The sequence below is a fragment of the Atopobium sp. oral taxon 416 genome, from assembly GCF_018128285.1.
Lineage (GTDB): Bacteria > Actinomycetota > Coriobacteriia > Coriobacteriales > Atopobiaceae > Olsenella_L.
Genome location: NZ_CP072380.1, coordinates 2,936,761 through 2,950,386, shown reverse-complemented (window position 1 = coordinate 2,950,386; position 13,626 = coordinate 2,936,761). Strand labels below are relative to the sequence as shown.

The 13,626-nt window shown below is 53.6% G+C and carries 16 protein-coding genes and 1 other RNA gene; 10 read left to right on the top strand and 7 right to left on the bottom strand.

Features of this window, described 5'->3' with window-relative positions:
* The gene (locus tag J4859_RS15505) at positions 1-438 is read left to right on the top strand and encodes a hypothetical protein (protein WP_212331374.1); all 438 of its coding nucleotides are present in this window, start codon (positions 1-3) and stop codon (positions 436-438) included.
* Between the two features lie 201 nt (positions 439-639).
* Here J4859_RS15505 and J4859_RS15500 read toward each other — a convergent pair whose 3' ends face one another.
* The 6 genes from J4859_RS15500 to J4859_RS15480 form a co-directional block, all read right to left on the bottom strand.
* Positions 640-1,053, bottom strand: coding sequence for a hypothetical protein (locus J4859_RS15500; protein ID WP_212331371.1), 414 nt, complete (start codon positions 1,051-1,053; stop codon positions 640-642).
* A 72-nt stretch (positions 1,054-1,125) separates the two neighbouring features.
* On the bottom strand, positions 1,126-1,410 hold the full coding sequence (locus J4859_RS15495) for a hypothetical protein (protein ID WP_212331369.1): 285 nt from the start codon (positions 1,408-1,410) through the stop codon (positions 1,126-1,128).
* Between the two features lie 331 nt (positions 1,411-1,741).
* Positions 1,742-2,002 carry a hypothetical protein gene (locus J4859_RS15490; protein WP_212331367.1) on the bottom strand — a complete coding sequence of 87 codons (261 nt, stop codon included), beginning with the start codon at positions 2,000-2,002 and terminating at the stop codon, positions 1,742-1,744.
* A gap of 1,007 nt (positions 2,003-3,009) precedes the next feature.
* Positions 3,010-3,597, bottom strand: a complete 588-nt coding sequence (locus tag J4859_RS16535; protein WP_249113687.1) for a transposase — start codon at positions 3,595-3,597, stop codon at positions 3,010-3,012.
* Positions 3,584-4,120 carry a transposase gene (locus tag J4859_RS16530; RefSeq protein ID WP_371812270.1) on the bottom strand — a complete coding sequence of 179 codons (537 nt, stop codon included), beginning with the start codon at positions 4,118-4,120 and terminating at the stop codon, positions 3,584-3,586. The genes J4859_RS16535 and J4859_RS16530 overlap by 14 nt, the downstream gene beginning before the upstream one ends.
* 483 nt (positions 4,121-4,603) lie before the next feature.
* Positions 4,604-4,768, bottom strand: coding sequence for a transposase (locus tag J4859_RS15480; RefSeq protein ID WP_212331365.1), 165 nt, complete (start codon positions 4,766-4,768; stop codon positions 4,604-4,606).
* 214 nt (positions 4,769-4,982) lie between these two features.
* On the opposite strand from J4859_RS15480, the gene J4859_RS15475 reads away from it, so the two are divergent.
* From J4859_RS15475 to J4859_RS18050, 9 genes are all read left to right on the top strand, one after another.
* A complete protein-coding gene (locus tag J4859_RS15475; RefSeq protein ID WP_212331363.1) occupies positions 4,983-5,549 on the top strand; it encodes a hypothetical protein in 567 nt (188 codons plus the stop codon).
* Between the two features lie 112 nt (positions 5,550-5,661).
* Positions 5,662-7,338 (top strand): glucose-6-phosphate isomerase, encoded by a 1,677-nt coding sequence (pgi, locus tag J4859_RS15470; RefSeq protein WP_212331361.1) that lies wholly within the window; start codon positions 5,662-5,664, stop codon positions 7,336-7,338.
* Positions 7,339-7,502: 164 nt separating this feature from the next.
* An RNA gene (ffs, locus tag J4859_RS15465) (signal recognition particle sRNA small type) lies at positions 7,503-7,598 on the top strand.
* A gap of 88 nt (positions 7,599-7,686) precedes the next feature.
* The gene (locus J4859_RS15460) at positions 7,687-8,343 is read left to right on the top strand and encodes a DedA family protein (protein ID WP_212331359.1); all 657 of its coding nucleotides are present in this window, start codon (positions 7,687-7,689) and stop codon (positions 8,341-8,343) included.
* 21 nt (positions 8,344-8,364) lie between these two features.
* Positions 8,365-8,718, top strand: a complete 354-nt coding sequence (locus J4859_RS15455; protein WP_212331358.1) for a PTS lactose/cellobiose transporter subunit IIA — start codon at positions 8,365-8,367, stop codon at positions 8,716-8,718.
* A 104-nt stretch (positions 8,719-8,822) separates the two neighbouring features.
* Positions 8,823-11,372: a glycoside hydrolase family 3 C-terminal domain-containing protein gene (locus J4859_RS15450; protein ID WP_249113685.1), complete on the top strand. Its 2,550-nt coding sequence runs from the start codon at positions 8,823-8,825 to the stop codon at positions 11,370-11,372.
* A gap of 3 nt (positions 11,373-11,375) precedes the next feature.
* Positions 11,376-11,912, top strand: coding sequence for a GtrA family protein (locus tag J4859_RS15445; RefSeq protein ID WP_249113684.1), 537 nt, complete (start codon positions 11,376-11,378; stop codon positions 11,910-11,912).
* Between the two features lie 167 nt (positions 11,913-12,079).
* On the top strand, positions 12,080-12,511 hold the full coding sequence (locus J4859_RS15440; RefSeq protein WP_212331357.1) for an Hsp20/alpha crystallin family protein: 432 nt from the start codon (positions 12,080-12,082) through the stop codon (positions 12,509-12,511).
* Between the two features lie 117 nt (positions 12,512-12,628).
* A complete protein-coding gene (locus tag J4859_RS18050; protein WP_212331355.1) occupies positions 12,629-13,027 on the top strand; it encodes a CrcB family protein in 399 nt (132 codons plus the stop codon).
* A 118-nt stretch (positions 13,028-13,145) separates the two neighbouring features.
* On the opposite strand, the gene J4859_RS15430 is transcribed toward J4859_RS18050, so the two are convergent.
* Positions 13,146-13,385, bottom strand: coding sequence for a hypothetical protein (locus J4859_RS15430; protein WP_212331354.1), 240 nt, complete (start codon positions 13,383-13,385; stop codon positions 13,146-13,148).
* Between the last annotated feature and the right edge of the window lie 241 nt (positions 13,386-13,626).

The window sequence follows — 13,626 nt, the reverse complement described above, 5'->3', positions numbered from 1 at the left end:
ATGGGAAAGCTGTTCGCCGTGCTCGAGGGTGTCCAGGAGGGCATCATGCTGTCGGACAGGGTCTGGATCGACGAGACGTACTGGCCGCTTACCGCCAAAGACGCTGTCAGGAAGCTGCTTTGGGGGCTTTCGGCCAACCAGATGTGCATAGGAGCCGGGGTGGACGACTCGGGAACCTTCATCTACCTCCACGAGGGCTTCGGCAAGACCAGCAAGGCCAAGACGCGCGCCACGTTCGGTGTGCGCATCGAGAGGGGATCGACGCTTCTCCACGACATGGAGGACCTGGGGCTGTCGAGCGAAAGCTACAGTGCCCAAGCTTTTGAAGAGGGCCCGGATGACCTCAACCCGTTGTGCCCGCTGAACCGAGCATGCTTCCTGCTGAAGAGCTTCCTCGGCTCTCATCCGGGGTTCGACAGGGGCGACCTGCAGGGGTAGCTGGAGCTGTTCTACGTGATCTCGAACCCCATTACAGTGAGAGCCAGCCCCTGGGGACTTCTTAGAGCTTTGGGGTTTTCGACAATGAAGTGCCTGCGGATTCCCTAACCTTGTAGATGGTCCTGAAGGGGGCTGCTGGCTAGCCTTCCCCGGACAGCCGTGTACCCCTGCCTCTTGCGAAGGCCCGGGGGGGTGTTGCTGCTAAGGGATGGTGGTCTGTCTGAGAACGGCTGATAGGGATGTGCCACACGATAGCAGGGTAGTGTGGATGTCGTCCCTCAGACACCCCCCCTCGTAGAAGCAGGACATGAAGGGGATGGCGGTGTTGACGTCTAAGGCCATCAGGAGGTTGGCCTGCTCCTCGCCGAGCTTTACGAACTTGTATCCCTTGTCGGCGAGGTCCCCCTCCCAGAAGCGCGTGCCTATGGCGTGGCCGTCGATGGCGATCTGCCCCGAGCACCTGTCGATCAGGGCCTGCTCGAAGGACAGGACTTGAGCCCCTGCCTCCTCCCCAGGTCCCCATAAGAGGCACTCGAGCGCGTCGTAGCTAAGCCTGAGGCACGCACAGCGCAGCTGCAGCGTACTCATCTCGTAGAGTGGCGCCACATCGCGCATGTAGGTGAAGCCCTGCACGAAGTGGATGAGGACGATGGCATATATGCGCTCGGCGTTACGGGCCGAGAAATGCTAGCGCAGCATGGCGAGCGTCTTCTTCGAGTTCGCGAGCGCCACTGCCCACTTACCGAAGTCGAGCGCCGAGACCTCCTCGTTACGCAGGGACCCCGCATTGGGGACGAGCTCACGCGCAAGGTCGATCTTTCCCACGCAGCGCCCCATCCTGTTGCGCCACTTCCCGTCGGGGCACTTTTCGCATGCGTACTCGTAGACGTAGTAGCCGCCGGAGATGGCCTTGACCATCGTGTGCTGCGGCCTCATCGCCCTGATCTCGGCCGGCAGCGAGTATTTTCCCATGTCTGCTCTATTCACCACCTGAACTACTACCTATGCTATATCACCTCCGATAAGGAATGGGCCCTAAGATAAAAAAGAAAAGCCCACGTAAATGGGCTTTTCTTTGCAGAGGCAGCATGTGGAACAGGCCGACATCTACCTAGATATTCAAAAGGTTGTGTCTAAGGAAACGATGATTAATACCCCATGACGTACCAGAGGGGACCGACCACACGACTTTTCGCGGTCGGTATGCGGGAAAGGCAGGGAAGAATGCTCATCCAGCACGTGCAGGAGCCGCTATCCTTACATTTGTCCTGCCCCATGCACCGCAAGAAGGCTCCAAGACGGATCAAGCGACTCTGGGAGCCGGGAGGTGCAGCCTGCCGGCAAAAGATGCACATGGCAAGGTTTGCAAGGGCGAAGCAGACTTGAGCATACAGGAGGTCTTCTCTATCCCCCTGTAGCGCTTCCTTAAGGGGTAGAAGCGCCGCTTCACGATAGGGAAGGGTGCTTCTGCCTTTGAGCGGATGGATGCCTTCCTGGACTCGATGTCCTTTTCGGAGAAGAGTGCACAGGTAAGACCTTCTATGGTCGAAGGCTTCCTTAGCAACGCTTTAGCGCATAGATGAGAGGTGTGGGTCTTTATGCGTCCTTAAGGGCGCTTCGCTATACCTATATAGCCTAAAGTCTGCGCAGCAGAACCTGTCATACTCCCTTACGAGTGCATGTGCCACAGGATATGTCAGATACATTCTAAGCGATCGTCTCCACACCATGCACAAGGCAGCTACCGGCATCCACGCCAATATGCGCCTTGTATCCGATACGCCAGGCTCCCCCCCTTTCTTGGACTGGTGCGCTTTAAGGGTCGCGCGCATGGTCCTTGTTCTTCGTTAAGCTTTAGGGCCCAGGTGAAGGTCGCATCCACCATGGAGCCACCCCGCGCCGTGATCCCTGCCTCTAGCTTTTAAGTCCAGGCGTGAAGCACAAGCTTTACCGAACTCCTCTCGCTTTAAGGCTATGGCGGAATTTCGCAAGTGTCGTCGCATCTGGTACCTGCGCTTGCATGAGGTCTACGTGCACAGAAGCGCTACCAGGACCGACAATCCAGGATAGCATCCTTAGGTTTCCTCGTCTTAAGAGAGCAAACATGACCTAAAGCAGGCTACATCCTGTTATGAAGTGACCGTTGTCAAGAGGCAATTTCAGGAAATTTCCCCCCCTGGCTAGCCACATTTGTGTTTCTCTGACAGCATCTGGAAAGAGCTCTGATTTAACAGTTCCCGGCATGTGGCCACTCTGTTATACGTGGATTGGCTACCAACAGGCTAATGGTTTTGCCGTGAGCCCTGCGATCTAAAAGCGTGGATTACTGTTTCCAGTGCCAACATAGGATGGACGCGGATGGCTTAAACCTTACAGTGATCACAGCTCCTTCCAGATGCTGTCAGGTATTTACTTTGTCTATTACTGCATAAATCCGCAGATTCCTGTGGATTTATGCCTTGGCTGCCCATAGACATCATAGACAGATGGCTGTCACAGGACTTGCCGCGTAAGCGGTGCGTAGCACCCTTGACAGACAAATGGACCAGATGTTACTCATGCTGCCTTCTTTTAGGCTTCTCTGAAAGCGATAGTGCCTGTCATCATTGCCCATATAAAGCAGGCAAGTTCCCTGGCAACTGCAGCAACCGCTACATTTCTTTTTTTCCCATGGCGGATCATCCGGTAATACTTGCTTCGAAGTCTTGTGTTTGCTCTGTCAGCATATGCAATGACATCAGCTGTATTTCCGTCCTGCCTGCAGCGCAGTTCCTTGGATTTATGTCTGATCTGTCCCTTGCAGATTCCTTTTGCCCCTTCAATGAGAAGCGTACGAAGATGACTGTTGCCAGCTTTTGAAATTCCGCTACGTTGGATCTTTGTTCCACTGGAAGATTCTCCCGGCGCAAGCTCGAGGAATGCAGCATAGGTATTGCCTTTGGCAAAACGACTGAAATCGCCGGTTTCTACAATCAGTGAAGGTGCCGTATGAGTCTTTATACCGAGAAGACAGCCAAGCTTTTTGACACTTTCCTTGTAATCATCATCGCCAGCAAGTTCCTCGATCCGTTTGTCGAAGCGTTCGATCTTTGATGAGTGTTCCTTATAGGATGCCAGATACTCGTCGAGGGTCTCGCGCAGCAGATCATCCAGCTCCAAGTGTCTTCAGCCAGTTCCAGTGCTTGATTGTCCATTTGTTGCCATCATAGAAAAAGCCATGACGCAGGCAGAAAGCATTGATCTGCTGTTTGATCTTCTTGAGTGCCAGTTTGTGGTCATCCCTCATACGAAGATATTCTTTTACAGAGTCATCCTTATCGGTGGGAACATGAACCGCAAGATATCCGCCATAGCAAAGACACTGAGCGATCATGTTGGCATCACGTGCATCCGTCTTCACCCGCTTGCCCTGAGGGGCTAGCATTGTGCTCGGCGCAAGAATGACGCATTTTACACCGGCGTTCGTTAGCTGATGGTATAAGGAGTATCCAAGACATCCGGCTTCGTAGCCGCATTCAACAGAATAAGTATCGGTAAGGCCAAGTTTCTTTTTAAGGTTCTCAATAAATTGGAGAACGTTTTTATAATCAGGGGGTACCTGGATGTTGGCGAAGACCCTGTCCTTTGCCCCAACCACAGGCTCCATTGCACACAAAGTGTAATTCGAACTATGGACATCCATTGCGATTTTGAGTACTCTATTCATTAGTGATCTCCTTTTGTATGTGGTAAACCAGCTTACTTTATGTTAAACACCTATCGTATAGCGGCAAATCCACGTTGCTACTAATGTGAGGTCACTTCATATTATCTAAAGCTTTGTCTTTGCAGCGCGCACATGCCTGACAAGAGCCTGTCAGCGGTAGCTGGTATCTACCCATGCAATCCAGCTATCCCACACAACGATTGTATCCATCCGCTCCAGGTGTGCCTCTCGCCTGGTCTTTCTCCTCAGATCTTAGGATTTAAGGTCTTGAAAGCTCATCTGGCTGTCCATATCTGCCTTCTGGATATGCTGGAATGTGTGGATGTAGCTATACCATATCCAGAAGACAGATAGGCATCTATGTGGGTATGGGCACTGCGTGGTTCGAGACATTTTGAGCCGATGTCATACAGTGTGTGGCCCCACTGGCCTCATCGAGCCGAATTAATCATCGTTTCCCTAGACTGTTAGGTTGAGTTTTATCCCATTGTCCCAACGCCTCAGTGTTGAATCCTTGACACCCAATTCTCCTGAGAGCTTCTTCACGTGCTTCCCATCACTGAGTACTACCTCTACAGCAGAGATCTTAAACTGCTTGTCGTAGCGCTCTCTTCTTTGGGGCATATCTAACACCTTTCACCCTTATCCTGGTGTCCAGTATATGGTAACTACTCCAACCCAGTGACTGGCGGTCTTCCAAAGGGCTCATCCAGTCGAGTAATTCCACCCTCTGCTCTTCTTCAATAGACTGATGATCCACGATGTTGTCCTGGCCTCATCGCTTTGAGGGATACCTATTTGGGGTAAGCTTTACTTATATAGATAAAGACAACGTGTTGTGGTGGTAATCATGGTGCAGACACGGGTAGACCGTAAGCGAATATATGCTGAAAAACAACAGGCTGAAGTGGATGCTTTAGTCAATCAGGGCGTCATACTCTGTGGCAATGCCTTTTCCACAGTGCTCTTTCTCAAAGGTGATCCCGGACCGCAGGACGGGAACGGAAAGACCCTATTTACCGGGCCAGATGGAAAAGCACTGCAGGCTTCACTGCGTGCGTTGGGATATGATCCGGCGGGTTGGTGTGGTGTCGCAAGTTGGAATACGCAGGGCGAAAGTCTTGATCCGACACTGTTGCGTCAGACGATCGCGGCGCTTGACCCTCAGACGGTCATTATCGTGGATGACACCGCCGCCGCAGTGATGAGGGAGGCCTATGCAGAGGAGCTTTCCGCCCTTGATGATTTCTCCTGCGCGATGCTCCAACCGGGGGCGATCGCCTACATCTGTGGTATGCGGGTGATGAATCTTGGAGGATTTGAGGCTTCGCTCAACGATGCACACGAAAAACAGATTATGTGGGCGCGCTTAAAGGAGTTACCGCCTGAGGTAGCGCCCTATTGATGCTGTCGTTAGCACAATATTTGTAAGTTTCCCCTGATTGAGGGCCTGACTAGCATTAATCTTGGAAGTAAGAAGTTCTTGAGTGGAACGATCTAAGGAGGGCATTGTAACTATGATTGCAGAACCGATCAATGTGACGCAAACACGCGAATGGAAAAAGCTCAAGCAAGACTATGAGGACCTGCAGAAGCAGGGTATCTCTCTGAAGAAATGGTTCAAGGAGGATCCGGACCGCGTCAACAAGCTGAGCTTTGATGTGGCGGATTTTCATATCGATCTTTCAAAGAACCTGGTAACTGACCAAATCATCCAGGATCTGGTTGCGCTTGCGAAGGCAATGCACGTCGAGGGCCGCAGGGCACAGATGTTCTCCGGTGTACATCTGAATACTACTGAGGATCGTGCCGTCCTGCACACTGCACTGCGCCGTCCGGTCTCTGATGAGGGCGAACTTATTGTTGACGGCCAGGATGTCGTGAAAGATGTCCACGAGGTACTTGACAGGATGTATGCCTTTGCCAATGATGTACGTTTAGGCAAGTGGCAGGGCGTCACCGGCAAGAAGATTACCGATGTTGTGAGCATCGGTATCGGCGGCTCCGACTTGGGTCCGGTCATGGTCTACGAAGCGCTAAAGCCCTATGCGAATGCCGGCATTGCGGTGCACTATATCTCTAACATCGATCCGAATGACGCTGCAGAGAAGCTCAAAGGCCTTGATCCCGAGACGACCCTCGTCATCATCGTCTCCAAGACCTTTACGACGCTGGAGACCATGACCAATGCACGTGAGGTCAGGACCTGGCTGCTTAAGGGCTTGAAGGCTCAGGGATACACCGGCTCCGATGCGGATGCCACCAAGCATCACTTTGTGGCAGTCTCCACGAACCTCAAGGCAGTGGCAGACTTTGGTATCGACCCGAATAATGCCTTCGGCTTCTGGAGTTGGGTCGGCGGCCGTTACTCCGTTGACTCCGCGGTCGGTCTCTCGCTGATCATCGCCTTTGGCCCCAAGATATTTGAGGACTTCCTCGACGGCTTCCACACAATGGATACCTACTTTGTGAATACGCCGATTGAAGAGAACGCGGTCATGTTGATGGGCCTCATCAATGTCTGGTACAACAACTTCTTCGGCGCTGAGAGCCACGCGATCTTGCCGTACAACCAGTACCTCCACCGCTTCCCGGCCTACCTGCAGCAGCTGACCATGGAGTCCAACGGCAAGAGCACGCGTTGGGATGGTACCCCGGTTACCACTAAGACCGGCGAGATCTTCTGGGGCGAGGCAGGCACCAACGGACAGCATGCCTTCTATCAGCTGATCCATCAGGGTACGCACCTGATTCCGGCTGACTTCATCGCCTTCGTGAATACGAAGAACCCGACGAAGGATGGGGATCAGGATATTCACGAGCTCTTCCTAGGCAACTTCTTGGCGCAGACAAAGGCGTTGGCCTTCGGGAAGACCGCTGACGAGGTCCGCAGAGAGGGAACCGCCGAGTGGATGGTCCCGGCCCGCTGCTTCGCTGGCAACCGTCCGACGACCTCCATCTTCGGTACGGACCTGACGCCGAAGACCTTAGGCGAGCTCATTGCACTCTATGAGCACATCGTCTTCGTCGAGGGCAGCATCTGGGGCATCGACTCCTTCGACCAGTGGGGCGTTGAGCTTGGTAAACAGCTTGCCAAGCAGATCACGCCTGCCTTCCATGATGACAAGGCACTCGCTGAACAGGATGCTTCAACGCAGGCGCTCATCAGGTTCTATCGTGCGCATCGCCACTAGTTGTTCTAAAGGGGATCCAAAGGCTGAGGGCTTTAGATCCCCTTTTTTGCTAGAGATAGGCCCGAACGATTGGGAAATTAAGGGTTTCGTGTGAGTATGCTGAAAGAACGTCATTGAGGCTGTCGAAAAATATTTATTTCACCTATACTGATATAGCAGTATGTTCGATGGGTTCGGACGACGTACTGTTCCGAACCTGGTCAGGGCCGGGAGGCAGCAGCCATAAGGAGCCTCGGGCGGGCGTCCGTTCCCATTGAGCATACTTTTGAGTGCCTTCAGGATCTTTCAGGTCTTGGAGGCACTCTTGATGTAGAGAGCCTACCAAAGACGACCGTGAGGAGTCGGCCTGTGTCCTTTTTTGATGCTATCACCAATCTATTGCACGACCCACGTGCTGCCATTGCGGGGTGGATCGTCGCCGGTCCCCTGTACGCCTATGGTTTCATCTTCCTGATCGTCTTCATAGAGACCGGTGTCGTCTTCTTTCCCTTTTTGCCGGGCGACTCGCTGCTCTTTGCGGCAGGATTTTTTGCCCACAGCGGAGGATTCAACCTCTACCTGCTTTTGACGATCGCCTGGGCCGCCGCAATCCTCGGCGATCAATGTAACTTTATGATCGGTCACTTCTTCGGAAGGTGCATTGTCCAGTCCGGGAAAGTGAAGGCGATGACGCCGGAGCGGGTGGAGAAAACTGAAGCTTTCCTGGATAAGTGGGGCCGTCTCGCGATCTTCCTTGGCCGGTTCTTCCCTTTCATCCGTACCTTCGTCCCGTTCCTCGCGGGTATGGGTGGCATGCACTGGAAGCACTTTGTGCCCTTCAATGTCCTGGGTGGTATCTGTTGGTCGACGCTCTTCACGCTCCTTGGGTATTTCTTTGGCGGAATCCCGGCCGTGCAGGAGCACTTTGAGCTTGTTATAGTCGGTATCATCTTAGTCAGCGTGATCCCCGCAGTGGTGGGGGCTCTCAGAGCCAAATTCAAAAAGAGAGAACCCTCTGAGGAATAGCAATGCACAAAGGAGCGAAACATGGCAGGCCAATTAGGTGACAAACCGCTGACTGAACAGGAAGTTACAGAGCTGTGCTATCAGATCATCTCGAGCGTGGGTACGGCGAAGTCACTCTACATCGATTCGATCTCCAAGGCTCAGGATTACCATTTCGATGAGGCACAGCAGCTGGTCAAAGAGGGCGATGAGGCCTTTATCAAGGGGAGAAACGCACACTTGCAGCTGCTTGCCCACAATGCCAAGGGCCAGAATATTCCGATCAACCTGCTCCTTATCCACGCGGAGGACCAGTTAAGCGATACTGAGACCGTTCGCACGCTGGCTGACAAATTCATCGACGTCTACAGGCGGCTCCAGCAGATGGAAGTCTAGGTATTCTTCAGAGCTCATGTGTTCGCGTGCTGTAATGCGGCAGAGTGCGATACTTGTGGCACACTAAAAACTGAGAGAGCAGATCGATACGCGATTGCGATGAAGTGGTTGATGTGTCACACGCAGATATCATTCAAAAGATGACCTTAGAGCAGAAGTGTGCCCTGCTGTGCGGGTATACTACCTTCGGCACCAGGCCGTATGCATCCCTCGGGATCCCCGAGCTGGAGTTTTCCGATGGTCCCCACGGCCTGCGTCACCAGGCGGATCATGCGAACCATCTGGGGATCGGCGAAAGTCTCCCGGCAACCTGTTTCCCCTGCGCGGTGACCCTTGCGGATACCTGGGATACCGACCTTCTTAAAGAAATCGGGAAAGCCTTGGGAGAGGAAGCTGCCAGCCAGGGCGTCAATGTGATCCTGGGACCCGGTGTGAATATCAAGCGCAGTCCGCTGTGCGGGCGGAACTTCGAATACTTCTCCGAGGACCCCTATCTTGCAGGAAGACTGGGGAGCGCCTACGTGCAAGGTGTGCAGTCCACCGGCATCGGCGCCTGCGTCAAACACTTTGCGGCAAACAGTCAGGAAACCCGCCGCCAAGCTTCTGACTCCATCCTCGATGAGCGGACGCTGCGAGAGCTCTATCTCACTGCCTTTGAGATCATCGTCAAAGAGGCCCATCCGGCATGCGTGATGACGAGCTACAATCGGATCAACGGGGAGTACGCGAACGAAAATAAGCACCTACTCAAAGATATTCTGAGAGATGAGTGGGGTTACACCGGCGTAGTTGTCAGCGACTGGGGTGGCTCAAATGATCATGTTAAGGCTGTGAAGTGCCGCTCTACCTTTGAGATGCCGGGCGGTGGGCTGGATTCCACTCGCTCCCTGATCCATGCGGTGAAGCAAAGGAAGGTCGATGAGAGCGATGTCGACCAGTGTGTGGAAGACGCCCTCAACCTCATTCTCCCAACTGATGCAGCGCTGAAACAGCACCCCCATACCTTTGACAAGAAGGCGCACCACGCCCTTGCACAGCGGGCAGCTGCCGCAGGCATCGTGTTGCTCAAGAATGAAAAGGTGGCGCCGCTCACTGGGAAAGGCGCGGCGCATCCGCTCTTGCCGCTGGCTGCAGGTACCAAGGTAGCCGTGATCGGTGATTTGGCTGGCACCCCCCGCTATCAAGGCTCCGGCTCCTCCCGGGTCAATGCGACACAGGTGGACAATTTGATCGACGCTGTCAAAGGCTCCGCTCTCGATTTTGTCGGCTACGAGCCGGGCTTTGACCGTACCGATACAAGAAACGACGAGAAAGCGCAAAAGGCGCTGCAGCTCGCCGCAAAAGCTGACGCAATCCTCCTCAACGTCGGCCTTTCCGAAGCCGCCGAAGCAGAGGGGCTCGACCGAACGGCGCTTGACCTTGCGGACAACCAGGCGCAGCTCATCGAGGCCTTGGCGAAAACGCGCAAGCCGATGATCATTGTCCTCTCTTCGGGCGGAGTCCTGACGACTCCGTGGTCAGCCTTCTGCCAATCGCTGCTCTATGAAGGGCTTGGCGGACAGGCAGGGGCCTCTGCCGTGGTGCAGGTGATCACCGGTGAGGTCAATCCGTCCGGCAAATTGGCGGAGTCCTGGCCAAACCAGCTCTCCGAGACCCCGCTCGCCGATCGGTTCCCCTCCGATACGGTGCAGGCGCAGTATCGGGAGGGCCCCTACGTTGGATATCGCTACTACGAGACCGCCCATGTAGCGGTGGCCTATCCCTTTGGTTTTGGACTCTCCTACACGACGTTTGCCTATTCCCGCCTCAGGGTGCAGGTGGACGAGGCGCAACGGCTGCCCAAAGCGAACGTCAGCTTTGACCTCACTAACACTGGGACGTACCGGGGAGCGGAGATCGCGCAGATCTACGTCGCGCGTGAGGATGCCGGGATCTTCAGGCCGGAGCGGGAACTCAAAGGGTTTGTCAAGGTCGCGCTTGACCCTCAGGAGACCAAGCGGGTAACCGTTAAGCTCAATGAAACAGCTTTCCGCTACTTCGATGCTGAAACGAATGCTTGGGAATCGGAATCGGGCGTCTACCGGATCTATGTGGGCACCTCAAGCGCGGACCTCTATCTCTATAAGAATGTGAAGATTAAGGGCACGGCCGCGCCGCACATACAGGGGGACGAGAAACTGCTTCCGTACCATTTCGGACGCGTGCAGCAGGTCTCTCGAGCTACGTTTGAGGTGCTGTTGGGGCATCCGATCCCCAAGGAGAGCCCTGTGCTGGACAGAAACCTGTGCGTCAGGGACCTGAACCACGGGAAGAGCCCGATCCTGTGGCTTTTCAGAGCGATCGCTCAGCATGCAGTTAAGACGAACCCCAACACCAATACCTTCTTTGTCTACAACATGCCGTTGCGGTCGATGGCAAAGAATGCAGGGAATCTGATCTCGATGGGATTTGTGGATGCCCTTGTTCGGGAAGCTAAAGGCTGGGGCCTGGCAGGCGTGGTCCCGGCGGTGATCGTACAGGTGCTTACGGGGAATTTCTTTATACTCGTCTGGTTCCTGTGGTTTGTGGCGCCGCTCCTCATTGAGCTCATCAAGAATGCGGTGCTCAACGCTCAGGGTGAGCGCACGCTTGCTGCTCAGGATAAACGCTCGTAATTCATGAAGGAGAATCTTGTGAGTTTTGCTGATTGGACACAAGAGCATGAGGGACTGTGGGAGTTTATCAAGTTCAATGTGCTGAGCAATATCTCCACGATCACCCGCTTTGTCTGCACGTGGGTCGGTACCTATTTCTTTATCGATACCTTAGGGCTCACAGCACCCTTTTCCTTCCTGATCTTCAACTACACATCTCCCGGCTCCCACGGGTTGGGTGGCTTTATCACGTTTTTGATCGCCGAGGTACTGGCGCAGGTCGTGAACTTCTTTGTCCAGATGAAGTGGGTCTTTAAGTCTGATGCGACCTTTGGGGAGGCGGCGCCGAAGTATGCGGTCTTAGCTGTCATCATCGTCGTCGTAAATCTGATCCTGCCGGGCTACATCACTAACTTCTGCGAAGTCACCTGGGGTTTGGGCGCCGGGCTCTCTGGTACGATTGCCTCGGTCATCAATACCCTGCTCGCGGTGATCGTCAGCTTCCCGCTCCTGAAGTTCTGGATCATGCCGCCCTCAAGCAATAACAAGGCAAAGAAATAGAAGATCTTATATAGACACGCTTAGATATATTTAGTTATAAGCACTCAGAAAATTTTATAAAAATATGTATATAAAGACTAAGCCGGGATACATATATATGTGAAACCAGAGGATGCCAAAAAGAAAGAAGGGCGTCCAATCTCGTAAACGTAGAGGAGTTGGTAACTATGGCGAGGATGGTTCCGTACAGCGATTATGAGAAGGCACTTCGTAGAGTTTGGCCGTTCAACGCATTTGACGACTTCATGGAGCCGTTTCTGACGATCGATAACAGTGACGCTTTCAAGATGGATGTTGAGGATGCCGCTGACAAGTACGTTGTGACCGCTCATCTTCCGGGTGTGAAGAAGGAAGATATCGACGTCGAGCTCAATGAGGGCCGTCTCTCCATCACGGTAGACAAGAAAGAATCTGACGAAGAGAAGAATAAGAACTATCTGCAGAAGGAGACCTCAGAGCTTCATGCAAGCCGTGGCGTCTATCTGAAGGATGCTGCAAATGAGGGTTTGAGCGCGAGACTTGCAGATGGTATGTTGAGTGTCAACGTTCCGAAGATTGCTGAGAAGCAGAACAACGCGACCAAGATCACAATTGAGTGATTGGAAGTGCAAAGAATTGAAGGGCCGATGCTTTTGGGTACCGGCCCTTTTTCATGTCTATAGGCAGTATCGTGTGGAGAAGCCGAATCGTACGGGGGAGAGAGTTTTGCCCTGCAGATGAGAAACTTTGCAGATTTGGGCCTCAAACCTCATACTGAATCTATCTGTGAGCATAGAAAGTCTGTCGGTGGTCAGGCATCTTATTGTCAGAGCGGGCGGTTCTCATCGACCGCGATGCTCCACTATCTTATTACGCTGATCCCGCACACTCTTGAATCGGGATCTCCGTACAAAACACTGTACATCAACCTGATCGGCTCCTCTCTGTTCGGCTGTACCACCGCTTGGGTCTTAAAAGGTGCCGTGGGTCCGCGCATGGAGCTCTTCTTAGAAACGGGTCTCTGCGGCGGATCTACTACCTTTTCCACCTTTGCGTTGGAGGCCGCGGGCCTGCTATGGCGGGGATCATGGGGTGAGGCCTGTATCTATATCGCATTGTCGGCCTCGCCGCGGTGACGCTCGGACAAAGGATCGTGGGGTAGGTATGGTACGTATTCCGATCGGTGAATGGTACGATGCATACTCTTCGACCCTGAACCCTTGTGTCTGCGCGAAAAAGCCACGCAGACGCAGTTCAATCAGATTGAACCTCGCAATCAGGACTGTCGTCTGACCCTGTTTCAAAAAACTGATAGACAGCTTCGGCGAGCGCTGTGAGATACTCTCGCCCTTCGAGTGCGACTATGGGTCCAACTGCACGATCGGCGACGATAGCTTCATCAACCGTGAGGCCTACCTGATGGATGGCGCGCCGATCCATATCAGCAAACGCTGCTTTATCGGGCCAGATCTGGGTACCTACACCGCGTGGCATTCCCTGCTTCCGAAAGAACGGGACTCTGGCTTTGAGCGTGCGTTTCCGATTACGATAGGGACAACCGCGGGATCGGGAGAGACGTCACGATCCTTCCGGGAGTCACAATTGGCGAAAGATCTGCAATCGGCGCCAAAAGCTTGGTCAACCACGATATCCTCGCCCACAGCCTCGCTTTCGGGGCCCCTACAAAGTCTGCCGCAGTATTGATGAAGAACATGATTCCGTACTGAGTGAAGAA